Origin of the sequence: Microcystis aeruginosa LEGE 91341, assembly GCF_015206885.1 — a bacterium.
Classification (GTDB): domain Bacteria; phylum Cyanobacteriota; class Cyanobacteriia; order Cyanobacteriales; family Microcystaceae; genus Microcystis; species Microcystis aeruginosa_H.
Window position 1 is genome coordinate 1 of the sequence record NZ_JADEXY010000016.1, and the last position, 18,664, is coordinate 18,664.

Here is an 18,664-nt window from a genome sequence, read left to right on the forward strand (position 1 = left end):
CTCTTTTATGAGTTTTGAGAAATTCGTCATCAGGGCAAACTACCTATTGTGAGGTGAATAAGTTGTCTAGATTCTATCTATAATAGCATTTTTTGTCTGACTTTTCTCAACGTTCAACACTTCTGGTTTTAACGCCTAAATTTAAGCGGACTTTCCGTAAGTTTGTTCTCAGAAATCCTCAACGACAGAAAGCGATTGAGAAGACATTGGCACAAATGAGGGAAGATATTTATTTTTTGAGCTTGGGAACTCATTCATTAAGAGGGGAATTATTGGGACTTAAAGCTTGTTCTTGTGGTTATGATTGTCGGATTATTTTTTCTATAGAAATTGAGCCAGACACCCAGGAGGAAGTTATTATTTTACTAGACATTGGCACTCATGATGAAGTGTATTGATAAAATAGGAAAAACTAGAAAGCAATCCTGCGGGTTTCGGCGTTGCGGTACACATATATTTATAATAAATAATAAGATAAATTTGGCTCTCTTAGGTTTGGTGGGTCTAAGATACAGTCCTGGTGACGAGCGAGTGGATCAAACCACAAAGACACAAAGGACACAAAGATTGATCGCTCCTATATAAGTTAAACTGATCACACAAAGAATAAGATATCCCAGGTTTTTATCGAGAGTTAAGAGGTAAAATGATGACTTTGCAAGAAATGATCAAATCTTTTGAGAATTTATCAGAGGATGAACAAGAGTCATTGTTAGAGATTTTGTCTCAATATAGAGCTAAAGCAAGAGAAAGAGAAATTTTAGCTAATTTTAAGGAATTGAAAGAGGCGATCGCTACTGGAACGGCCAGAAGGGGAACCGTAGAAGATTTGATTGCTGATTTGAATGAGGATTAACCATGGATTTAATATGGAGTGATGGGTTTAAGCGTTCGTTTAAGAAGCTAATCAAGAAAAATCCCCAGTTAAAACCTAAAATTTTCGATGTACTTAGAAAACTGGCAGAAGACCCATTTACACTGTCTTTAAAAACCCATAAGTTAAGTGGTAATTTATAAGGATTATGGTCTTGTACTGTAGCTTACGATTGTCGAATTATTTTTAGTTTTTCGGAAGATGGAGAATATTTAGAAGTTATCATCTTGTTAATTGATATTGGTAGTCACGATCAGGTGTACAGAAAATAGGATATACTGGAAAGCGATCCTGCGGGTTTCGGCGTTGCGGTACACATATATTTATAATAAGATAAATTTTTCCTAATCGTTAGGATTTCTTTTAAGATAGGATTTAAACACAGGATTAATGGGAAAATAGGACGAGGTTTCTGATGGTAATTTATCCAGTAAACAGCGTCTCATTAATGACTGAATAGCTGCCCAAAATTGGGATTGAGAAAGGTCAAGATTAGCAGTTTTGGGAAATTTTTCTACCGCTTCAGTTTGATTAGCTAACCAGTGCATCACCTTTTTTTCTGTTGCGGATAAACGCTGTAAATGACATTCGATCGAGTTTTCTATATCCCCTAAATAAATTTCATTTTTCATTTGTTCTAAAAATAAGGATACTTCTCCATCAAATAGTTCAATAATGGTTGAGGAGATAATATTTAACCAGTTAGGATGACCTTGATAAAGTTCCCTCAGTTCTGTCCATTTCTCCTCACTTTTTAAACCGTATTCTTTGAATATTTCTTCAAATTCTGTTGTTAAACCTTGCAGGTATAAAGTTTTAATTTTATCGGATTTTAAGGTGACAAAATCTCTGGGAAGTTCCCAACTAATTAAAATCCAACAACTTTGATGAGATGTGGTAGCGATTTGCTGAAAAAATTTATGATAGTCCTGACAGTCGCTTAAATATTTACCTGCTAATTCCCCCAGTTTAAAAATATTCTGCACATCATCAAGAATAATTAAACAACGATAGGAGCTTAGATAATCTATTATATCAGGTAAGGGGGTTGATAGAGGTTGGGCGAAAAACTGTTTTAGATCATCTTTGAGAGCGATTAATTGAGGAATATTTTCCAGACTGCGATAAATAATATAATCAAATTGTGGGGCAATTTCTGAAATTAATTTAAGGATTAAAGCTGTTTTTCCAATTCCAGTTAACCCATAAATAGTAATTAATCGAGTTTTATTATCTAGCCATTCTTTTAAGGTTGATATTTCTAACTTACGTCCATAGTTATACCTTAATTCTGGGGCTTTTGTTAGGTTAATTATTGGGTATTGATGATCATTATCTGGAAAATTTGAAGACTTTTTTAAGTTATTTTCTGAGTGGGGGTTATTTTCTCTACAGATATTAACACGACTATTGCTAATATTATTATGTGGAGAGTTAACAAAGTGATAAATAGTAGATGAAGCTTTATTTTCTAAAATAGAACGAACATTAGACTTTTTTATATCTTCTTGAAAAATATCTGATAACAGTTGCCATAATTTCCATGCTTCTTTTTTTATATGGTCATAACTGCGCTGATTATCTTTGGCAATTTCTTCGTAATCTTGATGTTCCCAAATACCCTGTAAGATGGATTCTTGCAATGAATCAAGATGTTTACCGGTTTTCTCTAATACCTGTTTATCTGTCCATTCTAAAAGGGTTTGAATATCCATATAAGTAAGTGATAGAACATTTGTATTGCTGGTTGGTATAAGGGAACAGATTTTATTTTTCTCGTTTTCTTATAAATATTTGCCAAATTATTTTATTTCTGACATTTAAACCTCCTGATTTGTTTCCGACTGTCACCTGTTACTTAATCGATTAATATTAATGCCAATGCTTGATTAATAATTTTATTTTTATCAATCATAGCTTCAATTTCTTCTGCTTTATATATACCCTCAAAAGCTTCTAATGATGCTTGTCTTAAAGCTGAAAAATAAGCATCATCTAAAGTTTCCTTTAACTCTTCTATTGTTAGATAATTTCCTCCAGTTTTACGTCGTTGATTAATGCGTTGAATCTGTTTAACAGAATTAGAAATAGAGGTTTCCCATGAGCGGGTACTGCGTTTTTCTGCTTGCTGTTTAATCAGATGTAATAGAACAATAATACTAAAGCTAAAAATCTTATTGAGCTTATCATCTTTGCTCATTTCTGTCATTTCCTCTACCAGGAGCAAGGCATCGGGAATATTGCCAGCTAGTAATAGATTTTTTAACTCTAATAATTCTTCCATTTTTTGCCTTTTTTTTACTGATTAACCTCTTAATTTAGTAATTTGTCCTGCATTTAAATTAACCCAAGTTGCTAGTTATAAGCTTCGCTAGTTCGATCCCCCTAAATCCCCCTTTTTAAGGGAGACTTTGAGTCTGTTTCCCTCCTTAAAAAGGGAGACTTTGAGTCTGTTTCCCTCCTTAAAAAGGGAGACTTTGAGTCTGGTTCCCCCCTTTTCAAGGGGGGCTAGGGGGGATCGAACCTAGAAATCAAATTTAGCCTTTTTTATGATCCTTGCCCTCCTTTTTGCCACTAAATCCCACTTTATCCCACGAAAATTATTATATCAGAAAATCCAAAATGGCCACAAATTCCCATAGACAAAACCAAAGTGAACATCTAGATTGTAAGAATCACTCAGTTTTTTGGATTTTTATCAGGTTATGAACAAGATACTAGCTAATTGTATCAGCTTAGGGATCGGATTGGGTGCGATCGGGGTAACTTTCCCCGCACAAGCCGCCTCTTTTCAGGGATTAGGGTTCTTGCCGGGGGATGGTATCAATTTCAATAGTCGTGCTAATGGAGTATCAGCCGATGGGTCTGTGGTGGTTGGTGATAGTTTTGGTGAGGCATTCCGTTGGACACAAGCAACGGGGATGGTCGGACTAGGGGATTTATCTGGGGGTAGTTTCGAGAGCGATGCTACTGGAGTATCAGCCGATGGGTCTGTTGTGGTTGGTAGCGGCACAAGTGCTAATGGTAATGAGGCATTCCGTTGGACACAAGCAACGGGGATGGTAGGACTAGGGGATTTACCTGGGGGTGGTTTCTCGAGCGATGCTACTGGAGTATCAGCAGATGGATCTGTTGTGGTTGGGTACAGTGAGAGTGAGAGTGCTATTGGTGGTGTTGAGGCATTCCGTTGGACACAAACAACGGGGATGGTCGGACTAGGGGATTTACCTGGGGGTTTACCTGTGGTTGGTTTCTATAGCAATGCTGCTGGAGTATCAGCAGATGGATCTGTTGTTGTTGGTTTCAGTCAAAGTGCTATTGGTTTTGAGACATTCCGTTGGACACAAGCAACGGGGATGGTAGGACTAGGGGATTTACCTGGGGGTGGTTTCTCGAGCAGGCCTTTGGGGGTATCAGCCGATGGGTCTGTTGTGGTTGGTATCGGCAATAGTGCTAATGGTCGGGAAGCATTCCGTTGGACACAAGCAACGGGGATGGTAGGACTAGGAGATTTATCTGGGGGTATTTTCTCTAGCGATGCTTCAGGAGTATCAGCAGATGGGTCTGTTGTTGTCGGTGGTGGCACAAGTGCTAATGGTAATGAGGCATTTATCTGGAATAGTACCCAAGGGATGCGGAGCTTACAAGAGGTTTTAACTAATGATTATGGTTTAAATTTAACGGGTTGGACTTTGACTTATGCCAATGCAATTTCTGCTGATGGGTTAACAATTGTGGGTAGTGGAATTAACCCCAGTGGTAATACTGAAGCTTGGATTGCTCGTTTAAATCCGCAAAATAATCCATCTGTACCGGAGCCTAGTTCTATATTAGGGTTAGGGCTGTTTTCTTTGGTGGGTTTTTTAATTAAGAAACGGTCATAATATAACCTAACTTTGATGGGAAAGTCCATAAATTACCTATTTTTGGCATTTCAATCAGTTAGCATCTAAATCATTAGATAAAAGGGCATCCTCGAAAAGGGGTGCTTTTTTGTTGTTCGGATGTATCGATCGAGCTACTCTGTTCTCACTCAACAAGCTCGGAGAAAGCGGGTTTCTTAACAAAAAATCTGAGCGTTAATTTAGATATTTACCAGAAACCCGCTTTCTGTTGCACTGACTGATAAGTATTGATATTGACTGATAACTGATAACTCAGGTTAACTAACTATTTTTCGCCTCTAATTTGGTCAAACGACTTTTAAGTTCCTGATTTTCCTGTTTCATTTTTTCTAATTCCTCGCGAATTTCCTGAATTGCTTTGTCGGAACCTAATTTTTTCTGGACTTTTTGTACTGCTTCCTCCGCTACACGACGCACGCGACCATCGGGAGTTTGATCGCTCAAAGCTTGTAAAATAGCGATAGCTTTGGTATTTTCTATCTGTCCTAAAGCGTTACACAGTGCCACCTGCGTCAAGAAAAAAGTTTCCTTGGCAATGGTTTCTAAACGTTCCAAAATTACGGTTAATTTATCCGTGGTTTGTCCGGAAGAAATCGCTCCTAGGGCGCGGATAGCGGCTAATCTCAGGGGTTGAGGCGTGCCTAAAGCCGTGTAGGTCAAAATTGACTCCAAAGCCGCCGGCGAGGTTTTTAACTGGCTTAAACCCCCAATTGCGCCCGCTCTTACTACCTCATTCCACCCCTTTCTTGACTGTAAAATGTGATTGAGCAGGTCAATAATTTCCCCTTCTTTATTTTGCAATTGTCCCACGGCCATGGAGCCTAATCCTCGCGCTGTGGCTGCTTCCACATAATAACTAGCATCTCCAGCTTCTAGTAGGGATTTAAGCGCGTTATAACTATCTAAGGTTTTAATTTCACTTAATCCCTCGACCACTGCCCGACGTACTTGTGCTTTTTCGTCGTTTAAACCTTTAATTAAAGCAGTAACTGCCTGATCTAAACCAAGAGTTGCTAACTGTTTGGCCACCTCCACACGCACCCCCCAAAAAGGCTCATTTTCTAGGGATGTTCCTAAAGCTTCGATCGCTTCTAAACCGCCTTTTTTAGCAATGGCCGTCGCTGCATAGATACGGGAAATCGGGTCGGGATCCTGTTGTAATTGCGCTTTTAATTCGGCGATGGGATACTCAAGAGTGACGGTTTTGAGGAAATTATTACCCCGATCAAACTTGACAAAATCGGGCTTTTGTGCTAGGGGAAAATAGAAACTTTGTTCTTTTTGGTGAATCCGCAGATTGTAGGTAAGATCCTCAGAGTTGAGATAGGCAAAAGCGACAGGAATTTTCAAGTCGAATAGTTCCTTTTCATCCTGAGTTTGAGTGACAGTTAATTGGGCTAAATTATTCTCATTATCCCAACTGTAAGCGACCTTATAATCGGGATGACCACCGCGATAAACGTACTGATCAAAGAGGAATAATAAATTGTAGCCAGTCGCTTTTTCGATCGCCCGTAATAAGTCCACAGTTTCTACGGTTTTATAGGCATTATCCCGCACAAAAGTCTGAATCGCTTTTGCGAATAAATCTTCACCTAAAATAGAGCGGATCATGTGATAAACACAAGCAGCTTTTTCGTAGAGATGACGATCATAAAGTTCGATCGCTTCTCGATAAACATGAGTAACAATCGGACGACGATAGCGGGAAGCATCTTCTTCTAAATAACTTCTTGCTTCCCCTAATAAATAATAACTAGCATCAGCTTGTCCGTATTCCGATTCTGTCCATAAAACCTCAGAATAGGAAGCCATTCCCTCTTTAATCCAAGCGTGAGACCAGTGTTTAATCACCACTAAATCACCGAACCATTGATGAGCTAATTCATGGGCAACTAAGCTTTCTGTCCAAGTATAATCGATGCTGGCTCTTTGATCAATTAAACAGCGATCGGTTAAAATTGTGGTGGAAGTATTTTCCATCCCACCAAAGATAAAATCATCTACACAAACTTGTGCGTATTTAGGATAGGGATAGGGATAACCAAACTTTTGGCTAAAAAACTCGATCATACGGGGAGTTTTACCCATACTTCTTTGTCCCTCTTCTTCCCGTCCTTTTTCCACATAATAAGTGACAGGAACACCATTCCATGAGTCGCATAATTCGGCAAAATCTCCCACCGCAAGAGTCATTAAATAGGTAGGATGAATTTGCTTTTGTGACCAGTGATAAATTCTGTCCTCACCAACGGGTTCCACCGAGATTAATTCCCCGTTAGAAATAGCCATATAGGGTTGGGGAATTTTAACCCGAATTTCGGAGGTAGCTAATTGGCCGGGGTAATCAAAACAGGGAAACCAAAAGCGAGAATCTTCATCTTCTCCCTGGGTCCAAACTTGCATCGGTTTGTCAGGATAATATTCGTCGGGTCTGATAAAATATAATCCCCGTTGTGGTTGGTTAACTTGATAGTTAATCGTCAGGATAATCGGTTTCTCGGTGGTGGGTTGTAGCAGATGAATGGTCAGCAAAGAACGATCATAGTCAAAGGGTTGACTGATACCTTCAATGAACACAGAATTAATATTTAAATCCACCGCATCTAGGGTTAAACTGCTAATTCCCTGACGAATGGGGGTGAGGGTAATCTGACAGCTACCCTCAAAACTTTGTCCGGGAATATCAATAATTAAATCGAGAAAAATATGATTAACTTGTCCGGGTCGATCGGGGTTATAATGGGGTTTAGCCCCCGGTAACTCAAAGGGTTGACGCTGATTATTTTCCGTGTCGATGGTGAGATGAGACATATTAGCCCTAACTTGCTGATTTTTGTCCGGTAAACTTAAATTAACACGATCGGTCGTCCCTTTCTTTGCTAACAATAATCCCACCCCTATGAATCTCCCCTCCTTTCTCTGGTTATGGAAAATTGCCGCTTGGTCGATGGGATTTTCCCTCTTTGCCTATTTTTTACTAGCGGTTTCGGGGGTAAACATGGGTTATCGACGACTTGCGGGCCAATCTCGACCGAAATGGTTAAGACCCTTTCATCTCCTCAGCGGCCTGATCATGGTTGCTTTGGTCTTAATTCTGCTGGGAATCGGATTAGTGGGAACAATCGGTCATTATGGCAGTTTAGGCCACTCTTCCCACCTGATAGCGGGTTTATCGGTGGTTTTTCTGGTTTTTGTTTCGGCAATTAGCGGCCTGAACATTACAACTCGTCCACCCCTAGCGCGGTCTCTCCACATCGGCACTAATCTTTTATTGTTTCTGGGTTTTCTTTTTGTTACCCTAACAGGATGGGATGTTGTCCAAAAATATCTACAATAAAAATAGTCGGCGATCGAGTGGAGACTGTTCGATCGAGAAAAACTAGCTATCTCATCCCGAAAAATCGCTTTTTAGTGATAGAATACTCACCCCCAAATCATTATGCAAACCGTCGAATCACAAGCTATTAACACCATGTCAGTGCCAAAAAAAGGGATACCAGTAACAATTATTACTGGGTTTCTTGGTAGTGGCAAGACTACTCTCCTCAATCATATTCTCAGCAATCAACAGGGATTAAAAACTGCTGTTCTTGTCAATGAATTTGGCGAAATCGGTATCGATAATGAACTGATTATCAGCAGTGATGACAGCATGGTAGAATTAAATAATGGCTGTATTTGCTGCACGATTAACGAGGATTTAATTCAAGCAGTTTATAAAGTTCTCGAACGTCCCGAAAAAATCGATTATTTAGTCGTAGAAACCACGGGATTAGCCGATCCTTTACCGGTAGCTTTAACCTTTTTAGGGACGGAATTACGGGAAATGACCCGTTTAGATTCCATTGTCACTATGGTGGATTGTGCTAATTTTAGCCTCGATTTATTCAACTCGCAAGCAGCCTTAAGTCAAATCACCTACGGTGATATTATTGTTCTCAATAAAACTGATCTAGTGGATGAAGGGGATGTGGATTCTTTAGAAATAAGAATCCGGGACATGAAGCAAGGAGCGAGAATTCTTCGTACTAGCAAAAGTCAGGTTCCTTTACCCTTAATTCTCAGCGTCGGACTATTTGAATCGGATAAATATTTCGACACAGAAGAAGAACACCACGACCATCATCACCACGACCACGACCATTGCGATCATGATCACGATCATCATCACCACGATCATGATCATCACGACCATTCCAATCATTTAGAGGTGGATGGATTTACTTCTATTTCCTTTGCTAGTGACCGACCTTTTTCGATTCGGAAGTTCCAATATTTCCTCGATAATCAGTTACCGGAAAGCGTTTTCCGCGCTAAGGGTATTCTCTGGTTTGATGAAAGTCCTAAACGTCATATTTTTCACCTCAGTGGTAAACGTTTTACTCTCGAAGATGACGAGTGGAAAGGTACTCCGAAAAATCAGCTAGTTCTTATCGGTCAAAATCTCGATCATGAAACCCTAAAAGAACAAATTAACAGTTGTCTCATTTTACCTGCTGTCAATCGCGGTAAAGGATTTGGGAAATAGATAACCATCTCTTGCGGGGGTGTTAGCCTAGGGTAACACACCCCCATCACCTAAATTCCCCACTTCCCCCAATTATTTATTTTTATTCGGGTACTTTTCCTCCTAAAGATTCCACGATCAATCGAGTATTTTCTTTCAGCATTTTTACATAACTATCCCCCCTAGTACCCACCGCACCGATGGAATCAGAATATAATTGTTGTGGTGCTAATTTCACCCCCGCTTCTTCGGCTACAGTGGTAATTAAAGCGGGATTAATAGTAGTCTCGGCAAAGATAGCAGGAACCTGGAGATTTTTAATAGCATCGGCTAAGTTTTTCACCGTTTGGGCGCTTGGTTGTTCTTCGGTACTAATGCCAATTAAAGTTCCCGCTACTTTTAAACCATAGGCATGAGCATAATACTGAAAAGCGTCATGAGTGGTGACTAATTGTCTTTGGGAAGGGGGGATAGTTTCAATAGCCGCAGTAATCCAGCGATCAAGATTTTCTAATTCTGCGATTAATTGGGCGGCATTTTGGGTAAAAATTTCTTTATCTTCGGGACTTAATTCAATCAATTGATCTCGAATTTTTTCCACCATAATTATACCATTTTTAGCCGAACCCCAAACGTGGGGATCGGGGACTTTCTGCCCCTCTTTTTCTAGTTGTAAAGGCTTGATTGCTTCTCCCACAGCCACTTTTTTAGCTTTAATTCCCGTAGAATTGATCATTTTAATTAACCCTGGTTCGAGATTATAACCGTTATAGAGAATTAAATCGGCTTTTTCTAAAGCCACACTATCGGCGGGAACCGGTTCATAAACGTGGGGATCATCCCCCGGTTTTAAAATGTCTTGATGGTCAATTTCTTCACCGCCTACTCGTGCGGTTAAATCGGCGATAATTGTGCTAGTGGAGATTACCTTGGGTTTTTGGTTATCGGTGGTATTAACCGAGGCATGACAAGCAACCAATCCCAAAAATAAACAGGATAAAATTAGTTTTTTCATCAAGAAATAGAGATGAGGGGTTAGAGGTTAGAGATGAGCGGAAATGGCATTGATATCTATCCTGATTTTTTTCCTGACTAAAGACTCCTTTTACTATTAAAATAGAGAATAGAGAAGGTGTAAATTGAAGAGATATGGATAACCAAGCCCCGATTAAACTACCGAAAACCAGCGAATCCGACCACCTCAAGCGCATTCGCCACACCACCTCCCATGTTATGGCCATGGCGGTGCAGAAATTATTCCCGAAAGCCCAAGTTACTATCGGGCCTTGGACTGAAACCGGATTTTACTACGATTTTGATGTGCCAGAACCTTTTACCGATAAGGATCTCAAGGACATCAAAAAAGAGATGGTCAAAATTATCAATAAAAAACTGCCGGTGATTCGCGAGCAAGTTTCTCGGGAAGAGGCGGAAAAGCGCATTAAAGCGATTAATGAACCCTATAAGCTGGAAATTCTGGCGGGAATTCAAGAACCCATCACCCTTTATCATCTTGGGGACGCTTGGTGGGATTTGTGCGCCGGTCCGCACCTAGACAATACAAGTGAACTAGACCCGAAAGCGATCGAATTAGAGACGGTAGCGGGTGCTTATTGGCGTGGGGATGAGAATAAAGCCCAATTACAGCGCATTTACGGCACAGCCTGGGAAAATCCCCAACAATTAGCCGAATACAAGCGCCGTAAGGAAGAAGCACTGAAACGGGACCATCGGAAATTAGGCAAAGAATTAGGTTTATTTATTTTCTCTGATTCTGTCGGGCCGGGGTTGCCTTTATGGACACCCAAAGGAACTTTAATTCGTTCTTTGTTGGAAGATTTTCTGAAAAAAGAACAGTTAAAACGCGGTTATTTACCTGTAGTTACTCCCCATATTGCTCGCGTCGATTTGTTTAAAATTTCCGGTCACTGGCAAAAGTACAAAGAAGATATGTTTCCCATGATGGCAGACGATGAGGAATCTGCTAGTAAGGAAATAGGATTTGTCCTCAAACCGATGAACTGTCCTTTTCATATTCAAATCTATAAAAGTGATTTGAGATCCTATCGGGAATTGCCGATGCGTTTGGCAGAATTCGGGACGGTTTATCGTTACGAACAATCGGGAGAATTGGGAGGATTAACTAGAGTTCGCGGTTTTACCGTCGATGATTCCCATTTGTTTGTCACTCCCGAACAATTAGACAAGGAATTTTTAAGCGTTGTTGATTTAATTTTGACGGTGTTTAAGAGTTTACAATTAAAGAATTTTAAGGCGCGATTGAGTTTTCGTGACCCTGAATCGGATAAGTATATCGGTTCCGATGAAGCTTGGGAAAAGGCACAATCAGCGATTAGAAAAGCGGTGCAAACTTTGGGGATGGATTATTTTGAAGCCCCCGGAGAAGCGGCTTTTTATGGTCCAAAATTAGACTTTATTTTCCAAGATGCCCTCGAAAGAGAATGGCAGTTAGGAACGGTACAGGTAGATTATAATTTACCCGAACGTTTTGAATTAGAATACGTTGCTGAAGATGGTAATCGTAAACGTCCGGTGATGATTCATCGCGCACCTTTTGGTTCTTTGGAACGTTTAATCGGTATTTTAATCGAAGAATACGCGGGGGATTTTCCTCTTTGGTTAGCCCCTGTCCAGATACGATTATTACCGGTTAGTGATAGTCAATTGGATTACGCTAAAGAGGTGACAGCGAAAATGCAGTTGTTAGGAATTCGCGCCGAAACCGATACCAGTGGCGAACGTTTGGGTAAAATGATTCGCAATGCTGAAACTGCAAAAATACCCGTGATGGCAGTGGTGGGGGCAAAAGAAATGGAAAGTAATAGTTTAAGTATTCGCACCCGTGCCACGGGCGATTTAGGAGTAATTAGCGTTGAGGAAGTGGTGGCAAAATTAGAAACTGCCATCCAAAATCACGGTAATTTTTAAGCGTTTGCTCATCTAATTCTATGGGGCAGAAAATATTTCTGTCCCAGCATTTTTTATCAAGCGAGGAGATTTTTCGGGTGCATCTGATATTTGTGACTTTCTCTCACATATAGGTGAGCAGCAGCAGTTATTCAAAGAGGGCGAATGCAATTCGCCCCTACAATAATATTATTGCGCCAATAGTAGGGGCGCACCGCGTGCGCCCTGTAATATAGATATTTCTACAAAATTGAGATGCACCCGATTTTTCTTGATTATCTTTTAGGTATCATCATCTTTTTTAAAGGGATTTTCCCCAATGCCTAGGCCTTTTTTGCTCTGTTTTAAGTCTTTCCAGAGGGCTTTAATTTTTTGGTAGGCTTCTAGAGAACTGATTTTGCCCCCCGTTTCCAGATTACAAATAAAACTGACTTTTTGGGCAAATTCCTGTAAATTGGCGTTAAATAGCAAGTTTTCTGGCTTAAATTCTCCATAGTAGGGGGCGCGAGGATAGAGAAAATCCTCCTTGCGGCGATCGGGGAGATTCGGGTTATCATCGTTAGGAGGATTCTGGTTCATAGGGCGACGGCGGGTAATTGTGCGGAATTTCTTTAGATTTTTCGGTAATGGTAATGGGAGATAATATCAATTGTTGGCTATCATTGAGGATTTAAGTAAAAACTTGACTGATTCGCCAAAAGTTGACCCCTGGTATCGTGACACTTTTTGGTTATAGGTTAAGGTTCGGTCGCCAAATGTTGGCATTTATCTTTAAGCAGCAATTATACATTATTTTTCTCAACAATTATCCCCCTGATGAGATAAATTTTTTGTCTGGGTTGATCGCCCAAATTTACTGATGCCACTATCTGATTAACCATCGATTTTATTCTATCAATGCCGAGGATGATAACTATGGAAAAACTCTATGAAGGTAAGGCCAAAATTCTCTATCAAACCGATGATCCCGATATTCTCCTCACTTATTACAAAGACGATGCCACTGCTTTTAATGCCCAAAAACGCGGGCAAATTGTTGGTAAAGGGGAAATTAACTGTACTGTCTCCACTGCCCTATTTCAATGGTTAGAATCCCTAGGAATACCTACCCATTATATCGATCGCCCTAGTTCTAGGGAAATGCGCGTCAAGGCGATTAAAATTATTCCTTTGGAGGTAGTAGTCAGAAATATCGCCGCCGGGAGTTTGTGCAAGCAAACGGGATTAAAGGAGGGGAAAGTTTTACCTTTTCCTCTTGTAGAATTTTACCTCAAGGATGATGCTTTAGGCGATCCTTTGTTAACGCCCGATCGCATAAAAGTAATTGATATTGCCAGCGAGGAGCAAGTCAATCAGTTACGAGATTTAGCCCTGAAAATCAATCAATATCTACAAGAATTTTTTGATAAGTGCCAGATTATTCTCGTCGATTTTAAGTTAGAATTTGGAGTTGATAAAACGGGCAAAATTTATCTAGGTGATGAAATTAGCCCCGATACTTGTCGTCTCTGGGATAAAACCCAAGAGGATGCTCAAGCGCGTATTCTCGATAAGGATCGTTTTCGTCGCGATTTAGGAGATGTGGAAACTGCCTATCAACAAGTACAAGCAAGAGTTTTACAACAGATAGAGAGTTTATAACCGTAGGGTGTGTTAGCGAGCGCGTAACGCACCTTAATTGAGATTAGCAATTTAATAATTTATGTCGAGAAGAATTATCGGGTTAACAGGGGGAATAGCTTGTGGTAAATCCACGGTTTCTCATTATTTGGAAAATATCTACAAAATTCCAGTCCTTGATGCGGATATTTATGCTCGGGAAGCAGTGGAAAAAGGTTCGGCAATTTTAGAGAGAATTTTGGCGCGTTATGGCAGAAAAGTTAAAACTGAGGATAATTCCCTTAATCGCCAACAGTTAGGAGAAATTATTTTTAATAATACCGAGGAAAAAATCTGGTTAGAAAGTCAGATTCATCCCTACGTTAGAGAATGTTTTAAGCGGCATTTAGAGCAGTTAGAAGCATCGATAGTTGTTTGTTCTATTCCTTTATTATTGGAAGCTAAATTAACCCATTTAGTCACAGAGATTTGGGTGGTTTCTTGCAGTTTCGAGCAACAAATTCAACGCTTAACGACTAGAAATAACTTAACTAGAGAACAAGCGATTGCTCGGATTAATAATCAAATGCCTTTAGCCGAAAAAATTGCCTTAGCTGATATTGTTTTAGACAATTCCGGGGATTTAGAAGCTTTATATACCCAGATCGATCGAGCTATAAGTAGCTGGTTAGAATTAAATTGAAGATAGATTTTGGGTTCGATCCCCCCTTAATCCCCCCTTGATAAGGGGGGAAACTGATAGTTTTTAACACCTAACTACTTACAATAGGGATTAATTTTAAAACAACCAGGCAAATTTTCCTACCCCGAATTTTACATAGAGAATGATTGCCAAAACCAATAAAAATAGAAAGCCAATAATTAATAAATAGTCTTTATTGGTTAATATTGATTCCTGTAAAAATGTGCGATCAGGATCACCAGAGAAAGCTTTAGCCTGTAGAACTACCTCTAATTTTTGCGATTTAGCCATAGCGTTTAAAATTAAAGGTACAGCGATGGAAGCATAAATTTTTCCTTTTTGCAGCCAACCCATTTTTTCTATTGCTAATCCTCGTAATCTTTGAGCAGAAATAATCGATCGAGATTCTTCTACTAGGAGAGGAAATAAGCGCAGGGTAGAGGAAAAAATAAAGACTATTTTGTAAGGAATTCTGGCTTTAGTTAAACTCACCATCATCTGATTTATATCGGTGGTAAAAATAGCGAGGGGAATAATTAAAACCATCGTGAGAGTTTTAAAGATCACATTTAAACCGTAGAGGGTTCCCTCCACAGTCATTTTATTAGAACCGACAGTTAATAAGGGAGTTAATTCAGTTTTTCCCGTTAAAGCTTTTACCTGTTCCACATTAAAAAATCCCATGGTAATTAATAAGAATAGATAAAAAGGAGCCATGAATTTTAAAATAGTGAGGAGATAAGACCATTTTACCCCCGCCCAGAGACAAGCTAAAGCGACAATAAGAGTTAGCAAACCGCCAGCGAGGGGACTTTCCCAAGTAAAAGCGATGAGAGTAACCACGATCATCATGGTTAATTTTGTCCGAAAATCTAGGCGAGTAAAAGGAGAATCTCGATCGACGGTTTGCCAGTTAAATGATTGCATAATCAGGAAAAAAGTTAGTAAGTAGCTAGGTGTTAAAAACTGTCAGATGCCCCCCTTATTAAGGGGGGATTAAGGGGGGATCGGCACCCCCCTTATCAAGGGGGGCAGAGGGGATCGGCACACCCCTTATTAAGGGGCGATTAAGGGGATATCTATCTTCAATTTAATTATAACTTTAAGGGAATGAGTTAATTACCCATCCCCATTAATCAACTAGGAAGGGTTAGCAACTCTCTTCATTTGCTCTTGAATTTCGGGGTTATAAATCTGGAGATAATTCCAATAATTACCAAACACCGATTCTATATAACCCTTAGTTTCTCTAAAGGGAATATTCTCGACAAATTCATCGGGATCGCTAAAATCAAAACGCTGTCTCCATTTGGAAACTGCTCCAGGTCCAGCGTTATAACTAGCCACAGCAAAAAGTGAATTTCCAGCGAATTTACCGTGGGTATAATCGAGATACCATGTCCCCATCATAATGTTATCTTCGGGATTGGTTAAAGAATAACTTTTATTGCCAGTATTACCCGCGATATATTTACCCGTATCGGGCATAATTTGCATTAATCCCACTGCCCCCACAGGAGAACGAATTTCTTTTTCAAAGCGGGATTCTTGCCGGATTAAAGCTGTCACTAGCAGGGGATTTAATTGTCTATCTTTTGACCATTGTAGGATGCTATCGTAGTAGGGGAAAGGGAATAAAGCGTGCCAGTATTTATCATTTTGTCGTAGGACTTTCCATGCTTCTCTTTCCTCCGGGGTATCTCTTTCTCGCAAGCGCCAAATCAGGTTAATTCCTTCTAAATTTTGATTGCGAGAGAGTTTATAGACACCGAGGTTAAATTGTTCGTCAACGGTTAAATTCCAAGGATCGACAATTTCTGCTTGGAAGAGATTCCAAGCGTCCGTATCTTCACCAATTCGATATAATTCCTTGAAAGCTTCCGAACCGGCGGGGGGATCGTTACGAGTAGCGGGTTTGACGGTGGTAGGATTATAGGAGCGGACAGTGGTAAAATCCCCCACGTCCCAACCTAATAAAACCGCCGAGCGCCAAGCATAATAGGAATGGGGATGACGAGAAATAGTGTAGGTAAAAGCTTGTTTTGCTTCTTGGTTTTTGCCCAGTTTTTGCGCCCATTTTCCCACCCAAAAGGCCGCTTTCGGGGCAATTTGACTATCGGGATTATTAACCGCAATTGGCTGCGCCCACTGCCACGCCTTGGCGTAATCACCGGATTTAGCGGCTCTTTGGGCCATTAACCAGCGATAATCGGCGGCTTCGTCGGATTTTGGGTATTTATTTAATAAAGTCTGCCATGTTTGACTAGCGGCCTGGGCATTAGTTGATTCCAGTAATTTGGCTTTCGCTTCCAAAGCTTCCGGCGCGCGATCGGGAAATTGCTTGACAATGCGATCGAGATATGCTATAGCATCGCGGTTAGGGGAAATTTGGGCGAGTCGCAGTAATCCTAACCCGGTTTCTGGGGCCTGGGGATAGGTTTTAATTAATTTTTGGTAAGCGATGCGAGCTTCTGGCAGTTTTTTGGCAATTTGTAGCCCGCGAGCGTAACGATAGGCTTGTTCGGGGCTAGGAGTGGCTTTAGCGTAGGCTTTATAGGCTTTTTCGTACAATCCCGACTGCCAATAACCCGCCCCAATCATTGCCCAATCCGCCGGAGTTAACTGATTGGCGTAGTCTTTCACCAAACGATCGCGGGCCTGATTGAGGGTAGGATCAAAAGGATTAGCCTTGGCTAACTGTAACCATAAGGGAAATTGATCGGGATTTTCTTGAAGACGTTGGCGAATTAAAGCCAAAGTACGCGGGTGTCGGGGGTATTCCTTAAGCAATTTCTCATAATAGCTGGGGTCGTATTTGCCCAAAGAGTAGTAAGCTTCCGCCACTACGGGCGATTGGGGATAGGTTTCCAGTAATTTTTGCCAAATTTCTCGCGCTTTTTCACTATCATTGCTTAATTCGTGGGCGCGTCCCTGTTTGAGGAGAATCTGGGGAGCGAGGACAGGATATTGTTTTTCTAAGCCTTCTAATTGTTTTAAAGCTGGACCCCCTTCATATTTTCTCAATAAATCCATAGCCAAGAGATAGCGGGCGCGACTACGATCTAAAGAGGGCGCATTGGCATCAGCAACATTTTTTAACTTGACATCTCGCTCGGTTTGTGGTAGGGAAGCGCTATCAACTACGGCAGAGGGTTGGTTAGGATCTTGGCTAGGAACCGAAGCACTATTGCGATCGAGCCAAGCAAGGATTTTCGGGTGAAAGAGAAAGAGACTGGTGAGAGTAAAAAGCGCAACCCCAGAACCTAGTCCAAGAATGAGCGGGGTGTGAGGGGGGAATTTCTTAAACATTACCTTATTAAAGACAGCAACTCAACATACATTATCAGTGATCGTGGTGACAGGTTGTTTGTTTCAATCTGGTTGGGGAAGTGGGGTGTGGGATGTGGGGAGAAAATTAATGAATTTTGGCCAGTAGCTGCCTTTTGCCTTTTGCCTTTTGCCTTTTGCCTTTTGCCTTTTGCCTTTTGCCTTTTGCCTTTTGACTTTTGCCTTTCCTAACCAAGAAGTTAATTTTGCACGACTACTTACTTAACGTGATTACCAGCCCCAACTATTGGGAACGCCTTTAAACGGACCCACCACATCGAAGGTTATCCATCCCCCATAAAAGTTGCCCGGTTGCGGTTGTACTAATTCCCCGTCGGCATAACAAGCGCTCATTTTCGCAGGATAAAAAGCCAGATAATTCTTAATTGCCTGAAACTCTGGTGTCGGATCCGGATAATACCAAGCGGCGTTAATTGCCCGTTGATCTCCAACGGTGATATTGTAATATCCCGCTAGACCTTTCCACTCACAAAAAGACTTTTCTGCTGTGGCTTGCAGGTATTCCATTTTAATATCTTGGGGCGGTAGATAATAAACTGGAGGATGACTGGTTTCTAGAACTCGATAACTGCTTTTAGTATCGGCAATTATCACACCATTAAAGATAATTTTTAGGTGTTTAGGCGATAATTCTAGGCGCGGGGGACGAGGATAATCCCAGACGGATTCCTGTCCTGCTTTTGCTGGTATCGGTTGGGGACGAAACATAATTTTTCTTATATTATTCTCCGAGTCAGTATTCTCCGAGTCATTTCACCGTTTACTGATTACTGATTACTGATTGGGTGCATCTCCTA

General features: G+C 40.7%; 16 protein-coding genes and 1 pseudogene. 9 read left to right on the plus strand and 8 right to left on the minus strand.

The genetic code is table 11. The features are described from left to right. Positions 1-92: 92 nt before the first annotated feature. The 3 genes and pseudogenes from IQ234_RS04280 to IQ234_RS20960 all read left to right on the plus strand — a co-directional run bounded on the left by IQ234_RS04280 (position 93) and on the right by IQ234_RS20960 (position 1,146). Positions 93-398, plus strand: a complete 306-nt coding sequence (locus IQ234_RS04280; protein ID WP_228008368.1) for a type II toxin-antitoxin system YafQ family toxin — start codon at positions 93-95, stop codon at positions 396-398. A gap of 251 nt (positions 399-649) precedes the next feature. Then, positions 650-856 carry a hypothetical protein gene (locus IQ234_RS04285; protein ID WP_193956187.1) on the plus strand — a complete coding sequence of 69 codons (207 nt, stop codon included), beginning with the start codon at positions 650-652 and terminating at the stop codon, positions 854-856. 2 nt (positions 857-858) lie between these two features. Next, positions 859-1,146 (plus strand): annotated as a pseudogene (locus IQ234_RS20960) (type II toxin-antitoxin system YafQ family toxin). Positions 1,147-1,218: 72 nt separating this feature from the next. Here the strand turns inward: IQ234_RS20960 and IQ234_RS04290 are convergent. After that, a complete protein-coding gene (locus IQ234_RS04290; protein ID WP_193956157.1) occupies positions 1,219-2,589 on the minus strand; it encodes an AAA family ATPase in 1,371 nt (456 codons plus the stop codon). A 143-nt stretch (positions 2,590-2,732) separates the two neighbouring features. Then, entirely contained in the window at positions 2,733-3,158 is a 426-nt protein-coding gene (locus IQ234_RS04295; protein WP_193956158.1) for a DUF29 family protein, read from the minus strand. Positions 3,159-3,579: 421 nt separating this feature from the next. Here IQ234_RS04295 and IQ234_RS04300 point away from each other — a divergent pair, with 421 nt between their 5' ends. Further along, positions 3,580-4,758, plus strand: coding sequence for a PEP-CTERM sorting domain-containing protein (locus tag IQ234_RS04300; RefSeq protein WP_193956159.1), 1,179 nt, complete (start codon positions 3,580-3,582; stop codon positions 4,756-4,758). A gap of 282 nt (positions 4,759-5,040) precedes the next feature. On the opposite strand, the gene IQ234_RS04305 is transcribed toward IQ234_RS04300, so the two are convergent. Continuing rightward, positions 5,041-7,677 carry a M1 family aminopeptidase gene (locus IQ234_RS04305; RefSeq protein ID WP_193956160.1) on the minus strand — a complete coding sequence of 879 codons (2,637 nt, stop codon included), beginning with the start codon at positions 7,675-7,677 and terminating at the stop codon, positions 5,041-5,043. A 4-nt stretch (positions 7,678-7,681) separates the two neighbouring features. Between IQ234_RS04305 and IQ234_RS04310 the strand changes: the two genes are divergently transcribed. Together IQ234_RS04310 and IQ234_RS04315 are read left to right on the plus strand one after the other, a co-directional pair. Then, positions 7,682-8,119 carry a DUF4079 domain-containing protein gene (locus tag IQ234_RS04310; RefSeq protein ID WP_193956161.1) on the plus strand — a complete coding sequence of 146 codons (438 nt, stop codon included), beginning with the start codon at positions 7,682-7,684 and terminating at the stop codon, positions 8,117-8,119. A 102-nt stretch (positions 8,120-8,221) separates the two neighbouring features. Then, complete coding sequence (locus IQ234_RS04315) at positions 8,222-9,310, plus strand: CobW family GTP-binding protein (RefSeq protein WP_193956162.1); 1,089 nt, start codon at positions 8,222-8,224, stop codon at positions 9,308-9,310. Between the two features lie 82 nt (positions 9,311-9,392). Here the strand turns inward: IQ234_RS04315 and IQ234_RS04320 are convergent, their stop codons facing one another. Further along, entirely contained in the window at positions 9,393-10,304 is a 912-nt protein-coding gene (locus tag IQ234_RS04320) for a metal ABC transporter solute-binding protein, Zn/Mn family (RefSeq protein ID WP_193956163.1), read from the minus strand. A 134-nt stretch (positions 10,305-10,438) separates the two neighbouring features. Here IQ234_RS04320 and thrS point away from each other — a divergent pair, with 134 nt between their 5' ends. Next, the gene (thrS, locus tag IQ234_RS04325) at positions 10,439-12,238 is read left to right on the plus strand and encodes a threonine--tRNA ligase (RefSeq protein ID WP_193956164.1); all 1,800 of its coding nucleotides are present in this window, start codon (positions 10,439-10,441) and stop codon (positions 12,236-12,238) included. 261 nt (positions 12,239-12,499) lie between these two features. Here thrS and IQ234_RS04330 read toward each other — a convergent pair whose 3' ends face one another. Further along, positions 12,500-12,796: a hypothetical protein gene (locus IQ234_RS04330; protein ID WP_151694659.1), complete on the minus strand. Its 297-nt coding sequence runs from the start codon at positions 12,794-12,796 to the stop codon at positions 12,500-12,502. Between the two features lie 336 nt (positions 12,797-13,132). On the opposite strand from IQ234_RS04330, the gene purC reads away from it, so the two are divergent. Both purC and coaE read left to right on the plus strand, forming a co-directional pair. Continuing rightward, entirely contained in the window at positions 13,133-13,858 is a 726-nt protein-coding gene (gene purC / locus IQ234_RS04335) for a phosphoribosylaminoimidazolesuccinocarboxamide synthase (RefSeq protein WP_322743438.1), read from the plus strand. Between the two features lie 61 nt (positions 13,859-13,919). Then, entirely contained in the window at positions 13,920-14,519 is a 600-nt protein-coding gene (coaE, locus tag IQ234_RS04340) for a dephospho-CoA kinase (RefSeq protein ID WP_193956166.1), read from the plus strand. 96 nt (positions 14,520-14,615) lie between these two features. On the opposite strand, the gene IQ234_RS04345 is transcribed toward coaE, so the two are convergent. The 3 genes from IQ234_RS04345 to IQ234_RS04355 all read right to left on the minus strand — a co-directional run bounded on the left by IQ234_RS04345 (position 14,616) and on the right by IQ234_RS04355 (position 18,575). Beyond that, entirely contained in the window at positions 14,616-15,446 is an 831-nt protein-coding gene (locus IQ234_RS04345; RefSeq protein WP_193956167.1) for an energy-coupling factor transporter transmembrane component T family protein, read from the minus strand. A gap of 213 nt (positions 15,447-15,659) precedes the next feature. Further along, positions 15,660-17,828 (minus strand): transglycosylase SLT domain-containing protein, encoded by a 2,169-nt coding sequence (locus tag IQ234_RS04350; protein ID WP_193956168.1) that lies wholly within the window; start codon positions 17,826-17,828, stop codon positions 15,660-15,662. A 249-nt stretch (positions 17,829-18,077) separates the two neighbouring features. Beyond that, positions 18,078-18,575, minus strand: coding sequence for a DUF427 domain-containing protein (locus IQ234_RS04355; protein ID WP_193956169.1), 498 nt, complete (start codon positions 18,573-18,575; stop codon positions 18,078-18,080). Positions 18,576-18,664: the final 89 nt, after the last annotated feature.

Excerpts from the sequence above, each read along its gene's own strand:
- thrS (WP_193956164.1), top strand. The coding sequence starts at position 10,439 with ATGGATAACCAAGCCCCGATTAAACTACCGAAAACCAGCGAATCCGAC.
- IQ234_RS04295 (WP_193956158.1), bottom strand. The coding sequence starts at position 3,158 with ATGGAAGAATTATTAGAGTTAAAAAATCTATTACTAGCTGGCAATATT.
- IQ234_RS04320 (WP_193956163.1), bottom strand. The coding sequence starts at position 10,304 with ATGAAAAAACTAATTTTATCCTGTTTATTTTTGGGATTGGTTGCTTGT.
- IQ234_RS04315 (WP_193956162.1), top strand. The coding sequence starts at position 8,222 with ATGCAAACCGTCGAATCACAAGCTATTAACACCATGTCAGTGCCAAAA.
- IQ234_RS04300 (WP_193956159.1), top strand. The coding sequence starts at position 3,580 with ATGAACAAGATACTAGCTAATTGTATCAGCTTAGGGATCGGATTGGGT.
- IQ234_RS04285 (WP_193956187.1), top strand. The coding sequence starts at position 650 with ATGACTTTGCAAGAAATGATCAAATCTTTTGAGAATTTATCAGAGGAT.
- coaE (WP_193956166.1), top strand. The coding sequence starts at position 13,920 with ATGTCGAGAAGAATTATCGGGTTAACAGGGGGAATAGCTTGTGGTAAA.
- IQ234_RS04310 (WP_193956161.1), top strand. The coding sequence starts at position 7,682 with ATGAATCTCCCCTCCTTTCTCTGGTTATGGAAAATTGCCGCTTGGTCG.
- IQ234_RS04290 (WP_193956157.1), bottom strand. The coding sequence starts at position 2,589 with ATGGATATTCAAACCCTTTTAGAATGGACAGATAAACAGGTATTAGAG.
- IQ234_RS04345 (WP_193956167.1), bottom strand. The coding sequence starts at position 15,446 with ATGCAATCATTTAACTGGCAAACCGTCGATCGAGATTCTCCTTTTACT.
- IQ234_RS04350 (WP_193956168.1), bottom strand. The coding sequence starts at position 17,828 with ATGTTTAAGAAATTCCCCCCTCACACCCCGCTCATTCTTGGACTAGGT.
- IQ234_RS04355 (WP_193956169.1), bottom strand. The coding sequence starts at position 18,575 with ATGTTTCGTCCCCAACCGATACCAGCAAAAGCAGGACAGGAATCCGTC.
- purC (WP_322743438.1), top strand. The coding sequence starts at position 13,133 with ATGGAAAAACTCTATGAAGGTAAGGCCAAAATTCTCTATCAAACCGAT.
- IQ234_RS04330 (WP_151694659.1), bottom strand. The coding sequence starts at position 12,796 with ATGAACCAGAATCCTCCTAACGATGATAACCCGAATCTCCCCGATCGC.